Source organism: Pseudomonas sp. GCM10022186, assembly GCF_042656385.1.
In the GTDB taxonomy this organism is placed as follows: Bacteria; Pseudomonadota; Gammaproteobacteria; order Pseudomonadales; family Pseudomonadaceae; genus Metapseudomonas.
Genome location: NZ_JBHSOU010000028.1, coordinates 159,528 through 178,746 on the forward strand (window position 1 = coordinate 159,528; position 19,219 = coordinate 178,746).

Here is a 19,219-nt window from a genome sequence, read left to right on the forward strand (position 1 = left end):
GGTTATTCCCGCTGTCTTGTCCATCAGGTCCCGCGCGCGACGGAACCTTCCCCTCAATTCAGCGACATGCGCTTCACGGCGCCACTGGCGATCAGTTCGGCCAGGGCCGCGACATCCAGCAAGGCGCACATATGCTCGATCACGGTACCGGCCAGCCAGGGTCTCTGGCTACGCTGGGTGCGCCATTTGATCTCGCCCGGGTCCAGGCGGATGGAACGGCTGACCTGGTGCACCGCCAGCCCCCATTCGTAGCCCTGCACCGAAATCACGTACTGCAGGCCCTCGCGGAAATCGTCGCGGTAGCGCTCGGGCATCACCCAACGCGCGGTATCCAGCACTTTCAGGTTGCCGGCCTGGCACGGCAGTATGCCGAGGAACCAGTCCGGTTGTCCGAACAATGGCGTCAGCTCCTGCCCCGCCAGGGGGTAGATGGAACCAAGGGACACCAGCGGAACCGCCAGGGTCAGGCCGGCGACATCGAACAACAGGCACTCGAAGGGCTCTTCGCCCCAGGCCGGACGACCAGCGGCGATCAGCGCCGGGATGTCCGACTGCGGCGCGCTCGGGGCGCTGAGTTCCACCAGGGGCGCGACCGGCTCCTGCTCCAGCGGCTGCGGGATCGGTGCCAGGCGTTCGGGCTCCAGCACCAGCAGCGGTTCCACGTCCACCACGGCAGCGGGCTCGGGCTCTTCCGGCTGCAGGGTCGCCGGGGGCGCCTCGGCCAGGACGCGGGTCATGCGCGCATCGCGGACCTGCTCTTCCAGCACCGCGGCTTCGAACTCTTCCCGGCTGATGCTTTCGGCCAGCTCGAGCGAAGCCTCGTGCAGCAGCGCATCCAGGTAGGACTGCAGCGCCAGTTGCGGGCGGGTGGCGGTTGCGACGGGACGACTCATGATGGGAATCCGGCGGATTGGTCTTCAGAGCCTATCGGCAGGCGGCACCCTGCACTTGAGCCCCGGCGGTCGGCATCGCTGCGCATCTCAGGCCACCTGGGCAGCCAGCTGCTGGCCGAGCAGGTGCTTGAGCAGCGCCCGGTAGGCGATCACGCCACGGCTGTTGGCATCGTACTGGGATGGCGTGACGCCGGCGCGGCTGGCGTCACGCAGGCGGGTATCCACCGGGATGTAGGCCTGCCAGAGGTTTTCCGGGTAGTTGTTGCGCAGCACCTTGAGGGTGTTGAGCGAGGCCTGGGTCCGCCGGTCGAACAGGGTCGGCACTATGGTGTAGGGCAAGGCCTGCTTGCGCGAGCGATTGATCATGCCAAGGGTACTGACCATGCGCTCCAGGCCCTTCACCGCGAGGAACTCGGTCTGCACCGGGATCACCAGCTGCTGGCTGGCGGCCAGGGCGTTGACCATGAGCACGCCGAGCAGCGGAGGGCTGTCGATGATGGCGTGGTCGAACTGCTGCCAGAGCTGCGCCAGGCTCTTGGCGATCACCAGGCCGAGGCCGTTCTGTCCCGGCGACTGGCGCTCGAGAGTGGCCAGCGCGGTGCTGGACGGCAGCAGCGAAATGCGTTCATGGCTGGTCGGCAGCAGCAACTCGCGCGGCAGGCCGTCGGGCACGCCGCCCTGCTCGAGGAACAGGTCGAAGCAGCTGTGCTCCAGGCTGTCCGGGTCGTGCCCGAAATAGCTGGTCATCGACCCATGGGGGTCGAGGTCCACCACCACCACGCGCTTGCCGGCATCGGCCAGCAGGCCGGCCAGGGCGATGGATGTGGTGGTCTTGCCGACTCCACCTTTTTGGTTGGCTACTGCCCAGACTCTCATCTTCTTTCATCCTCCCGGCTGCGCTGATGCGCCGAGACTATCCACCCGCGACGGGGAATTGACGGCACCCGATCCAGGGGCCGGTGCCGGCACTGCCGGTGCAGGTTGCATGCCAGCCCTTCGCAATGCCGCATCCGGCCGGGCATGGGCGCTGCCCACGCCACTCACGCTGCGGCGCACGTCGAGGTTGCGGGAAACCACCAGCACTACGCGGCGATTGCGTGCCCGCCCTTCGGCGGTGGCGTTGTCCGCCACCGGCTGGAACTCGCCATAGCCCACCGCTGCCAGGCGCCGGGGCGCCACGCCTTCCATGGCGAGCATGCGCACTATGCTCGCCGCACGCGCCGTGGACAGCTCCCAGTTGGACGGGTAGCGCGAGGTGGCGATGGGCTGGTTGTCGGTGAAGCCCTCCACATGCACGGGGTTGTCGTAGGGTGCCAGAATCCCGGCAACCTTCTCGATCAGGTTGAAGGCAGCGTCGTTGGGGACGGCATCGCCGCTGGGGAACAGCAGGCTGGAGTTCATTTCGATCTCGACCCAGAGCTCGTTGCCGCGCACGTTCAACTGCTCCGAGTCGATCAGGTCGCCGAAGGCATCACGCACGCTCCGGGCGATGTCCTGCAGCGGGTCCGCGCCCGGATCGTCGATGGCGGACAGGCTGCGCTCGCTCTCCTGCGCCAGGGAACGGTCCGGCTCGCTGGTGCGCGGTTTCTCTTCGCCCACCGGGATCGGCTCGATCGAGCGGTCCGGCTGGTTGAATACGCCCACCAGGCTTTCCGAGAGGATCTTGTACTTGCCTTCGTTGATCGAGGAGATGGAGTACATCACCACGAAGAAGGCGAACAGCAGGGTGATGAAGTCCGCGTAGGACACCAGCCAGCGTTCGTGATTCTCGTGCTCTTCCTGATGCCGCCTGCGCGCCATGGCCCGCTCCTCAATCCATGAAGCCTTGCAGCTTCAGTTCGATGGAACGCGGGTTCTCGCCCTCGGCGATGGAGAGGATGCCCTCCAGCAGCATCTCGCGGTAGCGGGACTGGCGTATGGCGATGGATTTCAGCTTGTTGCCGATGGGCAGCAGCAGCAGGTTGGCCAAGCCGACGCCGTAGATGGTGGCGACGAAGGCCACGGCGATGCCGCCGCCAAGCTGGCTGGGGTCGGCCAGGTTGCCCATGACGTGGATCAGGCCCATGACGGCGCCGAGGATACCGATGGTGGGCGCGTAGCCGCCCATGCTCTCGAACACCTTGGCGGCTTGCAGGTCACGGCCCTCCTGGGTGAAGAGGTCGACTTCGAGGATGCTGCGGATGGACTCCGGCTCGGCGCCGTCCACCAGCAGTTGCAGGCCCTTGCGGGCGAAGGGGTCGGGCTCGCCGTCGGCCACCGGTTCGAGGCCCAGCAGGCCTTCCTTGCGCGCGGTCATGCTCCAGCTCACCACGCGGTCGATGCCGCCGGGCAGGTCCACCTGGGGCGTGAAGAGGATCCAGCGGATGATGCCCAGGGCGCGCTTGAAGGTGCTCACGGGGGTCTGCAGGAAGACTGCGCCCAGGGTGCCGCCCAGCACGATGAGCGCCGCCGGCCCGTTGAGCAGGGCCGCGGCATGGCCGCCCTCGAGGTAATTGCCGCCGATGATGGCGACGAAGGCCAGGATTACCCCGATGAGGCTCAGTACATCCATTACCTGGTGCTCTCCATCACATGCACGCCTCGACCAGGTGCCGGCCGATATCGTCCAGGCCGTAGACGGCGTCGGCCAGGTTGGCCTTCACCACCGCCATGGGCATGCCGTAGATCACGCAGCTGGCCTCGTCCTGGGCCCAGACCTGGCTGCCGCCCTGCTTGAGCAGGCGCGCACCTTCGCGGCCATCGGCGCCCATGCCGGTGAGCACCACCGCCAGGACCTTGTCATTGTAGGACTTGGCCGCCGAGCCAAAGGTGATGTCGACGCAGGGCTTGTAGTTCAGGCGCTCGTCGCCGGGCAGGATACGCACCACGCCGCGCGGGTCGACCATCATCTGCTTGCCGCCCGGGGCCAGCAGGGCCATGCCGGGGCGCAGCAGGTCGCCATCCTCGGCTTCCTTGACGGAAATCCGGCAGAGCTTGTCCAGGCGCTCGGCGAAGGCCTTGGTGAAGGCCGCCGGCATGTGCTGCACCAGCACCAGCGGCGCCGGAAAATTGGCCGGCAGCTGGGTGAGCACCCGTTGCAGGGCGACCGGCCCACCGGTGGAGGTTCCGATGGCCACCAGCCGGTAGGCCTTACGCTTTGGGGCGGCGGCACTCGCCGGGGCCGCCGCTGCGGCATGGCCCGGCTGCGTCGGCATCGCTGCCGGCCGCGCCGGAAGGCTGGCGGCGGGCGCCGGCTGCGGCGAGGCGCTGAAGCTGCTGTAGCGGCGGTTGCTGCGGGCGATGCTGTGGACTTTCTCGCAGAGCAGCTGCTTGACCTTCTCGGGGGTACGCGAGATGTCCTCGAAGTTCTTCGGCAGGAAATCCACCGCGCCGGCATCCAGGGCGTCCAGGGTCACGCGGGCGCCCTCGTGGGTCAGCGAGGAGAACATCAGGACCGGGGTCGGGCAACGCTGCATGATGTGCCGCACCGAGGTGATGCCGTCCATCATCGGCATCTCGTAGTCCATGGTGATGACGTCCGGCTTGAGCGCCAGCGCCTGGTCGATGGCCTCGCGGCCATTGGTGGCGGTGCCCACCACCTGGATATTGGGGTCGGAAGAAAGGATTTCCGAGACACGGCGGCGGAAGAACCCGGAATCGTCCACCACCAGAACCTTGACTGCCATTTGAATAAAGCTCCTTGCGGGCGGCCATTCCCGGCCGCCCGGATCAGCCACGGCGCGCGTAATGCTTGAGCATGCTCGGCACGTCGAGGATCAACGCGATACGGCCGTCGCCGGTGATGGTGGCGCCGGACATGCCCGGCGTGCCCTGCAGCATCTTGCCCAGGGGCTTGATCACCACTTCCTCCTGGCCCACCAACTGGTCGACCACGAAGCCGATGCGCTGGGTGCCCACGGAGAGGATCACCACGTGCCCCTCGCCCTGCTCCTCCACCGCCGCGTCACGCACCAGCCAGCGCTTGAGGTAGAACAGCGGCAGGGCCTTGTCGCGGACGATCACCACCTCCTGGCCGTCCACCACGTTGGTGCGCGACAGGTCGAGGTGGAAGATCTCGTTGACGTTGACCAGCGGGAAGGCGAAGGCCTGGTTGCCCAGCATCACCATCAGGGTCGGCATGATCGCCAGGGTCAGCGGGACCTTGATGACGATCTTCGAGCCCGCGCCCTTCTGCGAGAACACGTTCACCGTGCCGTTGAGCTGGGAGATCTTGGTCTTCACCACGTCCATGCCGACGCCGCGGCCGGATACGTCGGAAATCTCGGTCTTGGTCGAGAATCCCGGGGCGAAGATCAGGTTGTAGCACTCCAGCTCGGTGAGGCGCTCGGCGGCGTCCTTGTCCAGCAGCCCCTTCTCGACGGCCTTGGCGCGCAGCACCGCCGCGTCCATGCCCTTGCCGTCGTCGGTGATCATCAGCAGGATGTGGTCGCCTTCCTGCTCGGCGGACAGCACCACGCGGCCGGTACGCGGCTTGCCGGCGGCCTCGCGTTCCTCGGGGGACTCGATGCCGTGGTCGACGGCGTTGCGCACCAGGTGCACCAGCGGGTCGGCCAGGGCTTCGACCAGGTTCTTGTCCAGGTCGGTCTCCTCGCCCACCAGCTCGAGGTTGATTTCCTTCTTCAGGTTGCGCGCCAGGTCGCGGACCAGGCGCGGGAAGCGGCCGAAGACCTTCTTGATCGGCTGCATGCGGGTCTTCATCACGGCCGTTTGCAGGTCCGCGGTGACCACGTCCAGGTTGGACACCGCCTTGGCCATGGCCTCGTCGCCACTGTTGGCGCCCAGGCGCACCAGGCGGTTACGCACCAGTACCAGTTCGCCGACCATGTTCATGATCTCGTCCAGGCGTGCGGTATCCACCCGGACCGTGGTTTCCGTCTCGTTGGCCACGGCCGGGCCGGCGGCGCCATTGCCCGAGGCCGGCACGGCGACCTGGCGCGACACGGGCTCGGCCTTGGCAGCGGGCCTGGGCGCGGGTACCGGAGCCGGCCGACTGGCAGCCGGAACGGCTACGGCGACCGGCTCTTCGGTGGCGCCGGTGAATTTGCCCTTGCCGTGCAGCTGGTCGAGGAGCGCTTCGAATTCGTCGTCGGTGATGTTGTCACCGCCGGCCGGCGGCGTGGCGGGTACCGCAGGTGCGGCCGGAGCGACGTTCGCCGCCTCGGCGCCACCGAACTTGCCCTTGCCGTGCAACTGGTCGAGCAAGTCCTCGAACTCGTCGTCGCTGATCTCGTCACCCGCACCGGCAGTCGCCAGGGCAGCGGTCGATGCATGGGCGGCGACCGCGGTTGCCGGCTCCACGGCGCCAGCGAACTTGTCCTTGCCATGCAGCTGGTCGAGGAGCGCTTCGAACTCGTCGTCGGTAATTTCATCGGCCGCCACGGCAATGGGTTCGGCGCTGCCACCGACGTTGTCGCCCAGGGCCTCCAGCAACTGCTCGAACTCGCTGTCGGTAATGTCCGCGCTGGCTTGCTGCGGCGCCGCAGTCGCGCTGGCGGGCGCCACGGCAGGAGCGGCCTCGCTGCCGCCCGGCTCGGCCAGGCGCGACAGCGCGGCCAGCAATGCGGGGGTGGCGGGTGTCGGTTCGCTGCGCTCGCGCACCTCGCTGAACATCTCGTTGACCGTATCCAGGGCCTGCAGCACCACGTCCATCAACTCGGCATCCACGCGGCGTTCGCCCTTGCGCAGGATATCGAAGACGTTCTCGGCGATGTGACAGCACTCCACCAGGGCATTGAGCTGGAGGAAGCCGGCGCCGCCCTTGACGGTATGGAAACCACGGAAAATCGCGTTGAGCAGGTCCATGTCGTCCGGGCGGCTTTCCAGCTCGACCAGCTGCTCGGACAGTTGCTCCAGAATCTCGCCGGCCTCTACCAGGAAGTCCTGGAGGATTTCTTCATCGGCGTCGAAGCTCATATGAGCGCTCCCTAAAACCCAAGGCTGGATAGCAGATCGTCGACGTCGTCCTGGCCGGACACCACGTCTTCCCGTTTATCGGCATGGATCTGCGGACCTTCACCCCTGGAAGGATTTTTTTGTTGTTCCAGCTCGGCGCGCAGCAGGGCGTGGTCGTGCTCGATGCCGGCGTAGCGATCCACCTGGCTGGCCATCAGCACCAGCTTGACCAGGTTGCTCTCCACCTCGGTGACCAGCTGGGTCACGCGCTTGATCACCTGGCCGGTGAGGTCCTGGTAGTCCTGGGCCAGCAGGATGTCGTTGAGCTTGGCGGACAACGCATCGCTGTCCCGCTGGCTGCGCGCCAGGAACTGCTCGATGCGGCGGGCCAGGTCGCGGAAGCCGTCCACGCCGATTTCCCGGCGCATGAAGCGCCCCCACTCCTCGCCCAGCTGCCGGGCTTCGTCGCCCAGCCCGCCCAGCAGCGGCGCGCTCTCCTCCACCAGGTCCATGGTGCGGTTGGCGGCCTTCTCGGTCATCTGCACCACATAGCCCAGGCGGTCGGTCGCGTCGGCGATCTGCGACATTTCCTGGGCGTGGGGCAAGTGCGGGTCGATCTGGAAATTGACGATGGCGTTGTGCAGTTCGCGTGTGAGCTTGCCGACTTCCTGGTAGAGGCCGCGATCACGGACGTGATTGAGTTCGTGGATAAGTTGCACGGCGTCGGTGAAGTTGCCTCTCTCCAGGCTTTCCACCAGCTCCCGCGCACGGACTTTCAGGGTCGACTCGAAGTCTCCCAGCAGGGTTTCGTTCTGCTCCATGGTGCCCTCGCGGCTGGCATCAGCCGTTGACCCGCTCGAAGATCTTCTCGATTTTTTCTTTCAGCACCTGGGCGGTGAAAGGCTTGACCACATAGCCGTTCACACCGGCCTGGGCCGCCTCGATGATCTGGTCGCGCTTGGCTTCGGCGGTCACCATCAGCACCGGCAGGTGCTTCAGGCGCTCGTCGGCACGTACGGCGCGCAGCAGGTCGATGCCGGTCATGCCGGGCATGTTCCAGTCGGTCACGAGGAAGTCGAAATTACCGCTGTGCAGCATCGGCAGCGCCGTGGTGCCGTCATCGGCTTCGGCGGTATTGGTGAAACCCAAGTCGCGCAAGAGGTTCTTGATGATGCGTCTCATCGTCGAGAAATCGTCAACGATGAGGATTTTCATATTCTTGTCCAAGTCGACCTCCGTACAGTCTCAAACGCCCCTCTTGCCGGGTGCGCCGTTCAAATCTGGAAGCGGTGTGCCATTCAGCGTGCGCGCCATTCGCCCAGCCGCGCGCGCAGGCGTGCCGCGCACTGGCTGTGCAACTGGCTGACCCGCGACTCGCTGACCCCCAGCACTTCACCGATTTCCTTCAGGTTCAATTCTTCGTCGTAGTACAGCGCCAGCACCAGGCGCTCGCGCTCCGGCAGGTTCGCGATGGCGTCGGCCAGCGCGGCCTGGAAGCGTTCTTCTTCCAGCTCGTTGGAGGGCGAAAGTTGGGTGACACCGGCGTCCTCGTGCACCCCGCCATGCTCGCCGTCCTGCAACAGGTCGTCGAAGCTGAACAGGCGGCTGCCCAAGGTGTCGCTCAGGATGCCGTAGTAGTCTTCGAGACTCAATTGAAGTTCGGCAGCGACCTCCTGATCTTTAGCGTCGCGGCCGGTACGCGCTTCGATGGCGCGGATCGCATCGCTCACCATGCGGGTGTTGCGGTGCACCGAACGCGGCGCCCAATCGCCCTTGCGCACCTCGTCGAGCATGGCGCCGCGGATGCGGATGCCGGCATAGGTCTCGAAGCTGGCGCCCTTGCTGCCATCGTATTTCTTCGAGGCTTCGAGCAAGCCGATCATCCCGGACTGCATCAGGTCCTCCACCTGCACGCTGGCCGGCAGGCGCGCCAGCAGGTGATAGGCGATGCGCTTGACCAGGGGGGCATAGCGCTCGATCAGCTGATGCTGCGAGTCCCTTGCCTGGGCCTTGCCGTACATGCGCAGTCCGGTTGCGGGTGTCATACGGGGTTTTCCGCGGACGGCTGCTTGACCAGCCGCTCGACGAAGAACTCCAGGTGGCCCCGCGGATTGGCCGGCAGCGGCCAGCTGTCGACCTTTTGCGCGATGGCCTTGAAGGCCAGCGAGCACTTCGAGCGCGGGAAGGCTTCATAGACCGCGCGCTGCTTCTGCACGGCCTTGCGCACGGACTCGTCGTAGGGAACGGCGCCGACGTATTGCAGGGCGACGTCGAGGAAACGGTCGGTGACCTTGGTCAGCTTGGCGAAGAGGTTGCGCCCTTCCTGCGGGCTGTGGGCCATGTTGGCCAGCACGCGGAAACGGCTCATGCCGTAGTCGCGGTTGAGCAGCTTGATCAGCGCGTAGGCGTCGGTGATGGAGGTTGGCTCGTCGCAGACCACCACTATCACTTCCTGGGCCGCGCGGACGAAGCTGACCACCGAATCGCCGATGCCGGCGGCGGTGTCGATCACCAGCACGTCGAGGTTGTCGCTGATATCGCTGAAGGCCTGGATCAGGCCGGCGTGCTGCATGGGCGAAAGCTGCACCATGCTCTGGGTGCCGGAGGCGGCCGGGACGATGCGGATGCCCCCCGGCCCCTGCAACAGCACGTCGCGCAGGTCGCATTCGCCATTGATCACATCGGCCAGGGTGCGCTTGGCGGTGAGGCCGAGCAGGACGTCGACGTTGGCCAGGCCCAGGTCGGCGTCCAGCAACATGACGCGACGACCGAGATCGGCCAGCGCCAGCGAGAGGTTCACCGACACGTTGGTCTTGCCGACGCCACCCTTGCCGCCGGTCACCGCGATCACCTGTACGGGATGCATACTTCCCATTTCAAATACCTTGTCTCAGATCGACTGGGCCACTTGGCTGTCTGGCGCCACCCAATCCAGGGCGGCGCAATGAATGCTTCAACCGGCGCGGCGCGCCGGATTCTGGTAGAGGCCGGCGAACAGCTCGGCCATGGCTTCCTCGCTCGGGTCTTCCGCCGCCTGCAGGCTGACCGCACGGCTTACCAGCTGGTGGCTGCGGGGAACCTGCAGATCATCCGGAATTCGCGGCCCATCGGCCAGATAGGCTACCGGGAGATGCTGGCCGATAGCCAGCCCCAGAACCTCGCCCAGGCTGGCCGCTTCGTCCGCCTTGGTAATGATGCAGCCAGCCAGGCCGCAACGCTTGTAACTGTGGTAGGCCGCCTTGAGCACCTGGCTCTGGCTGGTGGCTGCCATCACCAGATAATTCTTCGCATTGATGGTCCGGCTGGCCAGGGCTTCGAGCTGCATGGCCAGGGCCGGGTCGTTGGCCGGCAGGCCGGCGGTGTCGACCAGCACCACACGCTTGCGCGCCAGCGGCGCCAGGGCCTGGGTCAGGGACTGGCCCGGGTCCACCAGGGTCACCGGCACGTTGAGGATGCGGCCGAGGGTCTTGAGTTGCTCCTGGGCGCCGATGCGGAAGGCATCCATGCTCACCAGGGCGACGCTCTGGGCGCCGTATTTGAGCACGTAGCGCGCGGCCAGCTTGGCCAGGGTGGTGGTCTTGCCCATGCCGGCCGGGCCGACCAGGGCGATCACCCCACCCTCTTCCAGCGGCTCCTGCTGCGGCGTGCGGATGGCGTGGGCCAGATGCGCCAGCAGCATGCGCCAGGCCTGGCGCGGTTCGTTGACGCCGGCCACCTTGTCCAGCAGGGCGCGGCCCAGGTCGGCCGGCAGGCCCATGCGCTGCAGGCGGCGCCAGAGGCTGGCCTGCTGCGGACGGCGGCTCTGCATCTGGCCCCAGGCGATGGAGCCCAGCTGCACTTCGATCAGTTCACGCAGGCCGCTCAGCTCGAAACGCATGGCGTCCAGGGCGGCCTGGTCCAGGTTGGCGGGCTGCGGCGCGCTGACCGGCTCCGCTGGGCGGGCGGCCGGGCGCGGGCGGCTCATGGCGGCGGCCAGGGCCGATTCCGGCAGCTCCGACTCGATGGCGGTCAGCGGCTCGCCGGCGAACAATTGACGGTCCTTGCCGGCGTCGGCCAGGGCGCGGGTGGTCAGCTCGGCCTGGGCCTCGGCGATGCGTGCCTGGGTCTTGCGCAGCTCGGATTCGAGGGCCGGGTTGGGCTTGCTCGGCGCCGGGGCGGGCAGCGGGTAATCCAGTGCGGCGGTCAGCTCGACACCGCCGGCCACCCGGCGAGTGCCGATGATGGCGGCATCCGCGCCCAGTTCATCACGCACCAGCTTCATGGCTTGACGCATATCGGCGGCGAAGAAGCGTTTGACCTGCATGGCCCTTGACCTCGGTTAGTTCTGCCCCACAGTCGCGACTATGGTGACCTGCTTGTTGTCCGGTATTTCCTGGTAGGCCAGTACGTGCATGGTCGGCACGGCGAGCCTTGCGAAGCGCGACATCATCGCCCGGATCGGCCCGGCCACCAGCAGGATCGCCTGCTTGCCGAGCATTTCCTGGCGCTGCGCCGCTTCCACCAGGGAACGTTGCAGCTTCTCGGCCATGCCGGGTTCGAGGAGAACGCCATCTTCCGAACCCTGCCCGGCCTTCTGCAGGCTATTCAGCAATATCTGTTCCAACCTGGGTTCCAGGGTGATCACGGGCAGCTCCGGCTCTAGTCCCACAATGCTTTGCACGATGGCGCGGGCCAGCGCCACGCGAACCGCCGCCACCAGCGCGGCGGGATCTTGACTCTTGGGCGCCAGGTTGGCGATGGCTTCGGCGATGGTGCGGATGTCGCGCACCGGTACCTGCTCCTGCAGCAGCGCCTGGAGCACCTTGAGCAGGGTGGACAGCGAGACCATGCCCGGCACCAGCTCCTCGGCCAGGCGCGGCGAGCTCTTGGCCAGCAGTTGCATGAGCTGCTGGACTTCCTCGTGGCCGAGCAGCTCGTGGGCGTGCTTGTGCAGGACCTGGTTGAGGTGGGTGGCGACCACGGTACTGGCATCCACCACCGTGTAGCCGAGGGACTGCGCCTGGTCGCGCTGGCTGGCGTCTATCCACACCGCTTCCAGGCCGAACGCCGGATCCTTGGCGGCCACGCCGTTGAGGGTGCCGAACACCTGGCCGGGGTTGATCGCCAGTTCGCGATCCGGGTAGACCTCCGCCTCGGCCACGCTGACGCCCATCAGGGTCAGGCGATAGGCGTTGGGCAACAGGTCGAGGTTGTCGCGGATATGCACCGAGGGCATCAGGAAGCCCATCTCCTGGGACAGCTTCTTGCGCACGCCCTTGATCCGCGCCAGCAGCTGGCCACCCTGGTTGCGGTCCACCAGGGGGATCAGCCGGTAACCCACTTCCAGCCCCACCAGGTCCACCGGGGTGACGTCGTCCCAGCCCAGCTCCTTGGTTTCCTGGGCACGCTGGGCGGGCAGCAGCTCCTGTTGGCGCTTCTCTTCCTGCACCGCTTCTTCCTTGGCCTTCTTCTGCTTCTGCCAGATCCACCAGGCGCCGCCGGCGGCGATCAGGCCGAGGCCGACGAAAGACACGTGCGGCATGCCCGGCACCAGGCCCATGGCGATGAGGATGGCGGCGGACACCGCCAGCGCCTTGGGCGAGGCGAACATCTGGCGGTTGACCTGCTGGCCCATGTCCTCGGAGGTGGACACCCGGGTGACCATGATGGCCGCCGCGGTGGACAGCAGCAGCGAGGGGATCTGCGCCACCAGGCCGTCGCCGATGGTCAGCAGGGAGTAGATGCGCCCGGCGTCGCCGAAGCTCATGCCGTGCTGCAGCATGCCGATGGCCATGCCGCCGATCAGGTTGATGAAGAGGATCAGCAGACCGGCGATGGCATCGCCGCGGACGAACTTGCTGGCACCGTCCATGGAGCCGTAGAAATCGGCCTCCTGGGACACCTCGGTACGGCGCTTCTTGGCTTCGGCCTGGTCGATCAGCCCGGCGTTGAGGTCGGCGTCGATGGCCATCTGCTTGCCGGGCATGGCGTCCAGGGTGAAGCGCGCGCTCACCTCGGAAATGCGCCCGGCGCCCTTGGTGACCACCACGAAGTTGATGATCATCAGGATCGCGAAGACCACGATGCCGACCACATAGTTGCCGCCCACCACCACGTCGCCGAAGGCCTGGATCACCTTGCCGGCGGCATCGTGGCCGTCCTGGCCATGGAGCAGCACCACACGGGTGGAGGCCACGTTCAGCGCCAGGCGCAGCAGGGTCGCCACCAGCAGGATGGTGGGGAACACGGCGAAGTCCAGCGGGCGCATGGCGTAGACGCAGACCAGCAGCACGACGATGGACAGGGCGATGTTGAAGGTGAAGAACACGTCCAACAGGAAGGGCGGCACCGGCAGCGTCATCATGCCCAGCATGACCAGCACCAGCAGCGGCACCCCGAGGTTGCCACGGCCCATGCCCATCAGGTTGTCGCGGACATTGCCGATCAGTTGCGTACGATCCACTGTTGCTCCCCTACCCCTTCGCGGAACTCCGCTCCGCATCCAATCTTTTGACGCCTGAACATGACATCAGCCCGCTTGTGCAAGAAGCCTTCCAACTTGGCCAATGGGTTGAGTCATGGGAGTGGGGAGCTTTTTCCTGTGGGGGCGAATTCATTCGCTAAGGGCAGCGAAGCTGCCCCATCGGACTCTGCAGGGCAGGCCTTCGGCCTGCTTAGCGAATGAATTCGCCCCCACAAAAGCGTCCACCCGGGATGACCATCACTCATCCCGGCGCAACTCCGCCGGAATCGGCAGGTCGTGGAGCGGCGCCGGGCGTTTGCCGCGGCCGGCACGGAACTGCTTGAGCTGGTAGACGTAGGCCAGCACCTGGGCCACCGCCAGGTAGAGGCCGGCAGGGATTTCCTGGTCCAGTTCGGTGGAGTAGTAGACCGCCCGCGCCAGGGCCGGGGACTCCAGTACCGTCACCTGGCTCTCCTGGGCGATCTCGCGGATCTTCAGCGCGGTGAAGTCGCTGCCCTTGGCCAGCAACAGCGGCGCGCCGCCCTTGTCGGCGTCGTACTTCAGCGCCACGGCGAAGTGGGTCGGGTTGGTGATGACCACGTCGGCCTCGGGCACGGCGGCCATCATGCGGCGCTCGGCCATTTCCCGCTGCAGGCGGCGGATGCGCGACTTCACCTCGGGCTTGCCCTCGGTGTCCTTGTACTCGTCGCGCACCTCCTGCTTGGTCATCATCAGCTTCTGCTTGTTGTCCCAGAGCTGGAAAGGCACGTCGACGGCGGCGATCAGGATCAGGCCGCAAGCCAGCCAGACCGCGCTCCAGCCCACCACCTGGGCGCTGTGCAGGATGGCCATGTCCAGCGGCTCGTGGGCGATGGCCAGGAGGTCGTCACGGTCGGAGGCGAGCACCGCCAGGGCCACCAGCAGGATCACCGCGAACTTGGCCAGGGCCTTGAGCAGTTCGGCCAGGGCATGCATCGAGAACATCCGCTTGAGCCCGGAGAGCGGATTCATCCGGCTGAACTTGGGCGTCAGCGTTTCGCTGGAAAACAGCCAGCCGCCCAGGGAGACCGGTCCGGCGATGGACACCACCAGCAAGGTGACCAGTAGCGGCAGCAAGGCTTCCAGGGCCATCTTGCCCGAGGCCAGCAGCCAGATACCCATGCTGCGCTCGTCCATCAGCACGGCCCGCGACAGCTCGAAGTTGGCCTGCATCATCCGCATCAGCATGTCCGCCACGCCACCACCGCTGGCCAGCACGCCGCCGGCGCCGGCCAGGGTCACGGCCAGGGTGTTGAGCTCGCGGGAACGGGCGACCTGCCCTTTCTCGCGGGCCTCCTGCAGCCGTTTGCTTGTGGGCTCCTCACTCTTGTCCGCCCCGCTCTCACTCTCCGCCATGGAAAACTACCTGCGTTGCCAATACTGCGTTGAGACCGGCCTCAAAATGCTCATTTACAGTCGTAAACTCCGCTTTTTCGGCCGTTCTCGCCTTGTCTTGGCTGCCTCGCCTACGTTTTCCAGCAGCACAAGCGCCATAAGAGGAAGTGGTCATCGCGCCCTCGCCAGCTCGCGCAGCAGCTGCAGGGCATCGCTGGCCAGGACCTGGTACTGGGCAAGGACGTCGGCCATGCCGATCCAGACGATCACCAGGCCCAGGGCCAGGGTCAGCGGGAAACCGATGGAGAAGATGTTCAGCTGCGGCGCCGCGCGGGTCATCACGCCGAAGGCCAGGTTGACCACCAGCAGCGCGGTGATCGCCGGCAGCGACAGCAGCAGCCCGGCGCCCATCACCCAGCCGAGCTTGCCGGCCACTTCCCAGTACTGCGCCGTCAGCAGTCCGCCACCCACCGGCAGGGTGACGAAGCTTTCGGCGAGTACCTCGAACACCACCAGGTGGCCATTCATGGCGAGGAACAGCAGGGTCACCAGCATCAGGTAGAACTGCCCGAGCACCGGCACCGAGACGCCGTTGGCGGGGTCGACCATGGACGCGAAACCCAGGCCCATCTGCATGGAGATCATCTGCCCGGCCACCACGAAGGCGTGGAAGAACAGCTGCAGCACGAAGCCGAGCAAGGCCCCCACCAGCACCTGCTCGCCCACCAGCAGGAGGCTGCGCAGGTTGATCGCGTCCACCTGGGGCATGGGCGGCAGGGTCGGCACCAGCACTATGGCGATGGCCAGCGCCAGGTACAGGCGGACCCGCACCGGCACCAGCTGGGTGCCGATCACCGGCATGGTCATCAACAGCGCGGCGATGCGGAACAGCGGCAGCAGGAAGCTGCCGACCCAGCCACCGATCTGCGCATCGCTGAGTTCGAGCATGGTCAGCCGATCAACAGCGGGATGTTCTGATAGAGCGTCTGGATGTACTCCATCAGTTGGCGGGTGAGCCAGGGTCCGGCCCAGATCAGGGTGAGCAGCATCACGATGAGACGCGGCAGGAAGCTCAGGGTCTGCTCGTTGATCTGGGTGGCGGCCTGGAACATGGCGACGATCAGGCCCACCACCAGGCTCGGCACCACCAGGATGCCGACGATCAGGCAGGTCAGCCAGAGCGCTTCACGGAACAGGTCGACGGCAATCTCGGGTGTCATCGCTAGACGCCTCCGAAGCTTCCGGCCAGGGTGCCGATGATCAGTGCCCAGCCGTCCACCAGGACGAAAAGCATGATCTTGAACGGCAGGGAAATGATCAGTGGCGAGAGCATCATCATGCCCATCGCCATGAGCACGCTGGCCACCACCAGGTCGATGATCAGGAAGGGGATGAAGATCATGAAGCCGATCTGGAAGGCGGTCTTCAGCTCGGAGGTGACGAAGGCCGGCACCAGGATGGTCAGGGGCGCGGCATCCGGGCTGGGGATGTCGGTGCGCTTGGACAGGCGCATGAAGAGTTCCAGGTCGCTGGAACGGGTCTGCGCCAGCATGAAGCCCTTGATCGGCACCTCGGCCCTGGCCAGCGCGTCCTGGGCCGACATCTGCTCGTTGAGGTAGGGCTGCAGGGCGTCGCGGTTCACCCGGTCGAACACCGGCGCCATGATGAACATCGTCAGGAACAGCGCCAGGCCGATGAGGATCTGGTTCGACGGCGTCTGCTGCAGGCCCAGCGCCTGCCGCAGGATGGAGAAGACGATGATGATCCGGGTGAAGCTGGTCATCAGCATGACGAACGCCGGGATGAAGCTCAGCGCCGTCATGATCAGCAGGATCTGCAGGCTTACCGAGTATTCCTGCTGGCCTTCGGGGTTGGTGGAGAGAGTGATGGCCGGCACCGACAGGGGATTGTCGGCGCCGAGGGCCAGCGGCGCCGCCAGCACCAGCAGCAGCGCGATGAAGAGGCGTTGCATCAATGCTTGTCCTTGCCGAGCAGTTCCATGAGGCGTTGGGCGAATTCCGGGCTGGCGGCTTGCGCGCCGGCCGGTTGCACCGGGTCCTTCAGCACGTGCAGCGGCGTGATGCGCCCGGCGCTGATGCCCAGCAGTATCTGTTCCCCGCCCACCTGCACCAGCACCAGCCGGTCGCGCGGGCCCAGCGCCTGGGTGGCCACCAGCTGGATCACCTGGCCGCCGCGCGGCCCGAGCTGCTGCACCCGGCGCAGCAGCCAGGCGAGCAGGAAGATGAGGCCGACCACCAGCAACAGGCCGACGGCGAGCTGCCCCAGTTGCGCGGCCATGCCGCTGCCGGCCTGGGTGGCGACGCTCGGAGCCGGGGCGTTGGTGACGGCTTCGGCGGCAACGCCGCCGAGGGGCAGCAGGAGCAGCCCCGCAGTGAAAGGACGGAGCATGGTTTCAGCGCAGCTTCTTGATGCGTTCGCTCGGACTGATCACATCGGTCAGCCGGATGCCGAACTTCTCGTTGACCACCACCACTTCGCCATGGGCGATCAGGGTGCCGTTGACCAGCACATCCAGCGGCTCGCCGGCCAGGCGGTCGAGCTCGATCACCGAGCCCTGGTTGAGCTGCAGCAGGTTGCGGATGGTGATGTCGGTGTTGCCCACTTCCATGGAAATGGACACCGGGATGTCGAGGATCACATCCAGGTTAGGGCCGTCCAGGCTCACCAGGCCGCTGCTGGGCCTGGGCGAACTGCCGAATTCCTCCATGGGCGCGCGCGGCGAGCCGGGCGCGGCGGCACCCTGGTTCATCAGGGCATCGATGTCGTCCTGGCTGGCGTCGCCGGCCTCGGCCAGGGCAGCCGCCCATTCATCGGCCAGGGCCTGCTCTTCGGGAGTGGGGGTGTCCATGTCGTTTGCCATCGGTTGACCTCGGCTGGCTCAGGATTCGTGGAGGGGGCGCAATCAGCGCTGGCGCTCGATCGGCTCGAGGATCTGCAGGGACAGGTTGCCCTTGTGCGATCCCAGTTTGACCTTGAAGGCCGGCACGCCGTTGGCGCGCATGATCATGTGCTCGGGCATTTCCACCGGGATCACGTCGCCGGGCTGCATGTGCAGGATGTCCCGCAGCTTGAGCTGGCGGCGCACCACGGTGGCGGCCAGCGGCACGCTGACGTCGAGGATGTCCTCGCGCAGGGCCTTGATCCAGCGTTCGTCCTGGTCGTCGACATCGGACTGGAAACCGGCGTCGAGCATCTCGCGGATCGGCTCGATCATCGAATAGGGCATGGTGATGTGCAGGTCGCCGCCGCCACCATCCAGTTCGATGTGGAAGGTGGACACCACCACCACCTCGCTGGGGCTGACGATATTGGCCAGGGCCGGGTTCACCTCCGAGTTGATGTACTCGAAGTTCACATCCAGCACCGCGCTCCAGGCTTCGGCCAGGTCGACGAACGCCTGGTCCAGCACCATGCGCACCACGCGCAGCTCGGTGGGGGTGAACTCGCGGCCCTCGATCTTGGCGTGGCGGCCGTCGCCACCGAAGAAGTTGTCCACCAGCTTGAACACCAGCTTGGCGTCGAGGATGAACAGCGAAGTGCCGCGCAGCGGCTTCATCTTCACCAGGTTGAGGCTGGTGGGCACGTAGAGCGAATGCACGTACTCGCCGAATTTCATCACCTGCACGCCGCCCACCGCCACGTCGGCCGAGCGGCGCAGCAGGTTGAACATGCTGATGCGGGTGTAACGGGCGAAGCGCTCGTTGATCATTTCCAGGGTCGGCATACGCCCGCGGACGATGCGGTCCTGGCTGGTCAGGTCATAGCTCTTGATGCTGCCGGGCTCGGCATCAGCTTCGGTTTCCACAAGGCCATCGTCGACACCGTGGAGCAGCGCGTCGATTTCGTCCTGGGACAGCAGGTCTTGAACAGCCATGGTCGTACCTTGCCTACTGCAAAACGAAGTTGGTGAAGAGCACTTGCTCGATGGCCACCGCGCCGGTCTCCTGCTTGGAGAGTTCCTGCACGGTAGCGGTGGCCTGCTGGCGCAGCATTTCCTTGCCCACCGGGGTGACCAGTGTGTCGAAGTTCTGGCTGGAGAAGAGCATGACCAGCTTGTTGCGCAGCATCGGCATGTGCACCTTGAGGGCCTCAAGCTGGGCCTCGTCGCGAGCCATCAGCGAAAGGCTGACCTGCATGTAGCGCTGGCGTCCGTTCTGGTTGAAGTTGACCACGAAGGCCGGTGCCAGGTCCTCGTAGACCGCCGGCTGCCTGGCGGGCGCGGCTGCGGCCTCTTCCTGGGCGGGCTCGGCCGACTTCTCGCCACGGCTGAGAAAGAACCAGGTGGCCCCCACCGACAGGGAAATGGCCAGCAGCAGGGCGGCCACCGCCAGTACGATGAGCTTCAGCTTGCCCTTGCCGGCAGCCAGCGCTCCGCCCTCCGCCGGGGCCTTCGCTTCTTTCTTCGCCATGCCAAAAATCCGTCGTTTCGCGGGAAACCGCCCGCGTTTCCATGGGTAGGAGCAAGTGTTATGCCAGCTTGTCGGCTAACCGGCGAGCGGTGGGCAACTGCTTCCGGGCTGCGGATATACCAGTGTCGAGGGGCGGCTGTCACGGGTCTTCGGGATATCGCCGTGTCGACTGCACCCTCACCCCCGGC

Annotated in this window: 20 protein-coding genes; all 20 read right to left on the reverse strand. The window is 66.2% G+C overall.

The features are described from left to right. Nucleotides 1-53: 53 nt before the first annotated feature. A complete protein-coding gene (locus ACFPU0_RS12820) occupies nt 54-893 on the reverse strand; it encodes a CheW domain-containing protein (protein ID WP_377693411.1) in 840 nt (279 codons plus the stop codon). 87 nt (nt 894-980) lie between these two features. Beyond that, nucleotides 981-1,769, reverse strand: a complete 789-nt coding sequence (locus ACFPU0_RS12825; protein ID WP_377693413.1) for a ParA family protein — start codon at nt 1,767-1,769, stop codon at nt 981-983. 6 nt (nt 1,770-1,775) lie between these two features. Next, nucleotides 1,776-2,693 carry a flagellar motor protein MotD gene (gene motD, locus ACFPU0_RS12830; RefSeq protein WP_377693414.1) on the reverse strand — a complete coding sequence of 306 codons (918 nt, stop codon included), beginning with the start codon at nt 2,691-2,693 and terminating at the stop codon, nt 1,776-1,778. A 10-nt stretch (nt 2,694-2,703) separates the two neighbouring features. Next, complete coding sequence (locus ACFPU0_RS12835; protein ID WP_377693415.1) at nt 2,704-3,444, reverse strand: flagellar motor protein; 741 nt, start codon at nt 3,442-3,444, stop codon at nt 2,704-2,706. A gap of 16 nt (nt 3,445-3,460) precedes the next feature. Further along, entirely contained in the window at nt 3,461-4,558 is a 1,098-nt protein-coding gene (locus ACFPU0_RS12840) for a protein-glutamate methylesterase/protein-glutamine glutaminase (RefSeq protein WP_377693417.1), read from the reverse strand. 43 nt (nt 4,559-4,601) lie between these two features. Next, a complete protein-coding gene (locus ACFPU0_RS12845) occupies nt 4,602-6,806 on the reverse strand; it encodes a chemotaxis protein CheA (protein ID WP_377693419.1) in 2,205 nt (734 codons plus the stop codon). 11 nt (nt 6,807-6,817) lie between these two features. Next, a complete protein-coding gene (locus ACFPU0_RS12850; RefSeq protein ID WP_377693421.1) occupies nt 6,818-7,606 on the reverse strand; it encodes a protein phosphatase CheZ in 789 nt (262 codons plus the stop codon). A 19-nt stretch (nt 7,607-7,625) separates the two neighbouring features. After that, nucleotides 7,626-8,000, reverse strand: coding sequence for a chemotaxis response regulator CheY (locus ACFPU0_RS12855; protein ID WP_003083073.1), 375 nt, complete (start codon nt 7,998-8,000; stop codon nt 7,626-7,628). A gap of 83 nt (nt 8,001-8,083) precedes the next feature. Beyond that, entirely contained in the window at nt 8,084-8,830 is a 747-nt protein-coding gene (gene fliA, locus ACFPU0_RS12860; RefSeq protein WP_377693422.1) for an RNA polymerase sigma factor FliA, read from the reverse strand. Next, on the reverse strand, nt 8,827-9,660 hold the full coding sequence (gene fleN, locus ACFPU0_RS12865) for a flagellar synthesis regulator FleN (RefSeq protein ID WP_377693424.1): 834 nt from the start codon (nt 9,658-9,660) through the stop codon (nt 8,827-8,829). The genes fliA and fleN overlap by 4 nt, the downstream gene beginning before the upstream one ends. A gap of 78 nt (nt 9,661-9,738) precedes the next feature. Beyond that, nucleotides 9,739-11,088 carry a flagellar biosynthesis protein FlhF gene (flhF, locus tag ACFPU0_RS12870; RefSeq protein WP_377693426.1) on the reverse strand — a complete coding sequence of 450 codons (1,350 nt, stop codon included), beginning with the start codon at nt 11,086-11,088 and terminating at the stop codon, nt 9,739-9,741. A gap of 15 nt (nt 11,089-11,103) precedes the next feature. Beyond that, complete coding sequence (flhA, locus tag ACFPU0_RS12875; protein ID WP_377693428.1) at nt 11,104-13,227, reverse strand: flagellar biosynthesis protein FlhA; 2,124 nt, start codon at nt 13,225-13,227, stop codon at nt 11,104-11,106. Between the two features lie 258 nt (nt 13,228-13,485). Beyond that, nucleotides 13,486-14,622 (reverse strand): flagellar biosynthesis protein FlhB, encoded by a 1,137-nt coding sequence (flhB, locus tag ACFPU0_RS12880; protein WP_377693430.1) that lies wholly within the window; start codon nt 14,620-14,622, stop codon nt 13,486-13,488. 150 nt (nt 14,623-14,772) lie between these two features. Then, nucleotides 14,773-15,549 (reverse strand): flagellar biosynthetic protein FliR, encoded by a 777-nt coding sequence (gene fliR / locus ACFPU0_RS12885; RefSeq protein WP_377693431.1) that lies wholly within the window; start codon nt 15,547-15,549, stop codon nt 14,773-14,775. 2 nt (nt 15,550-15,551) lie between these two features. Continuing rightward, a complete protein-coding gene (gene fliQ / locus ACFPU0_RS12890) occupies nt 15,552-15,821 on the reverse strand; it encodes a flagellar biosynthesis protein FliQ (RefSeq protein WP_377693433.1) in 270 nt (89 codons plus the stop codon). Between the two features lie 2 nt (nt 15,822-15,823). Beyond that, the gene (gene fliP / locus ACFPU0_RS12895; protein ID WP_377693434.1) at nt 15,824-16,573 is read right to left on the reverse strand and encodes a flagellar type III secretion system pore protein FliP; all 750 of its coding nucleotides are present in this window, start codon (nt 16,571-16,573) and stop codon (nt 15,824-15,826) included. After that, the gene (fliO, locus tag ACFPU0_RS12900) at nt 16,573-17,010 is read right to left on the reverse strand and encodes a flagellar biosynthetic protein FliO (RefSeq protein ID WP_377693436.1); all 438 of its coding nucleotides are present in this window, start codon (nt 17,008-17,010) and stop codon (nt 16,573-16,575) included. Before fliO ends, fliP begins: the two co-directional genes overlap by 1 nt. 4 nt (nt 17,011-17,014) lie before the next feature. Next, nucleotides 17,015-17,470: a flagellar motor switch protein FliN gene (gene fliN / locus ACFPU0_RS12905; protein ID WP_377693437.1), complete on the reverse strand. Its 456-nt coding sequence runs from the start codon at nt 17,468-17,470 to the stop codon at nt 17,015-17,017. A gap of 54 nt (nt 17,471-17,524) precedes the next feature. Further along, nucleotides 17,525-18,496: a flagellar motor switch protein FliM gene (gene fliM / locus ACFPU0_RS12910; protein ID WP_377693438.1), complete on the reverse strand. Its 972-nt coding sequence runs from the start codon at nt 18,494-18,496 to the stop codon at nt 17,525-17,527. 13 nt (nt 18,497-18,509) lie between these two features. Then, nucleotides 18,510-19,031, reverse strand: coding sequence for a flagellar basal body-associated protein FliL (gene fliL, locus ACFPU0_RS12915; protein ID WP_377693439.1), 522 nt, complete (start codon nt 19,029-19,031; stop codon nt 18,510-18,512). Nucleotides 19,032-19,219: the final 188 nt, after the last annotated feature.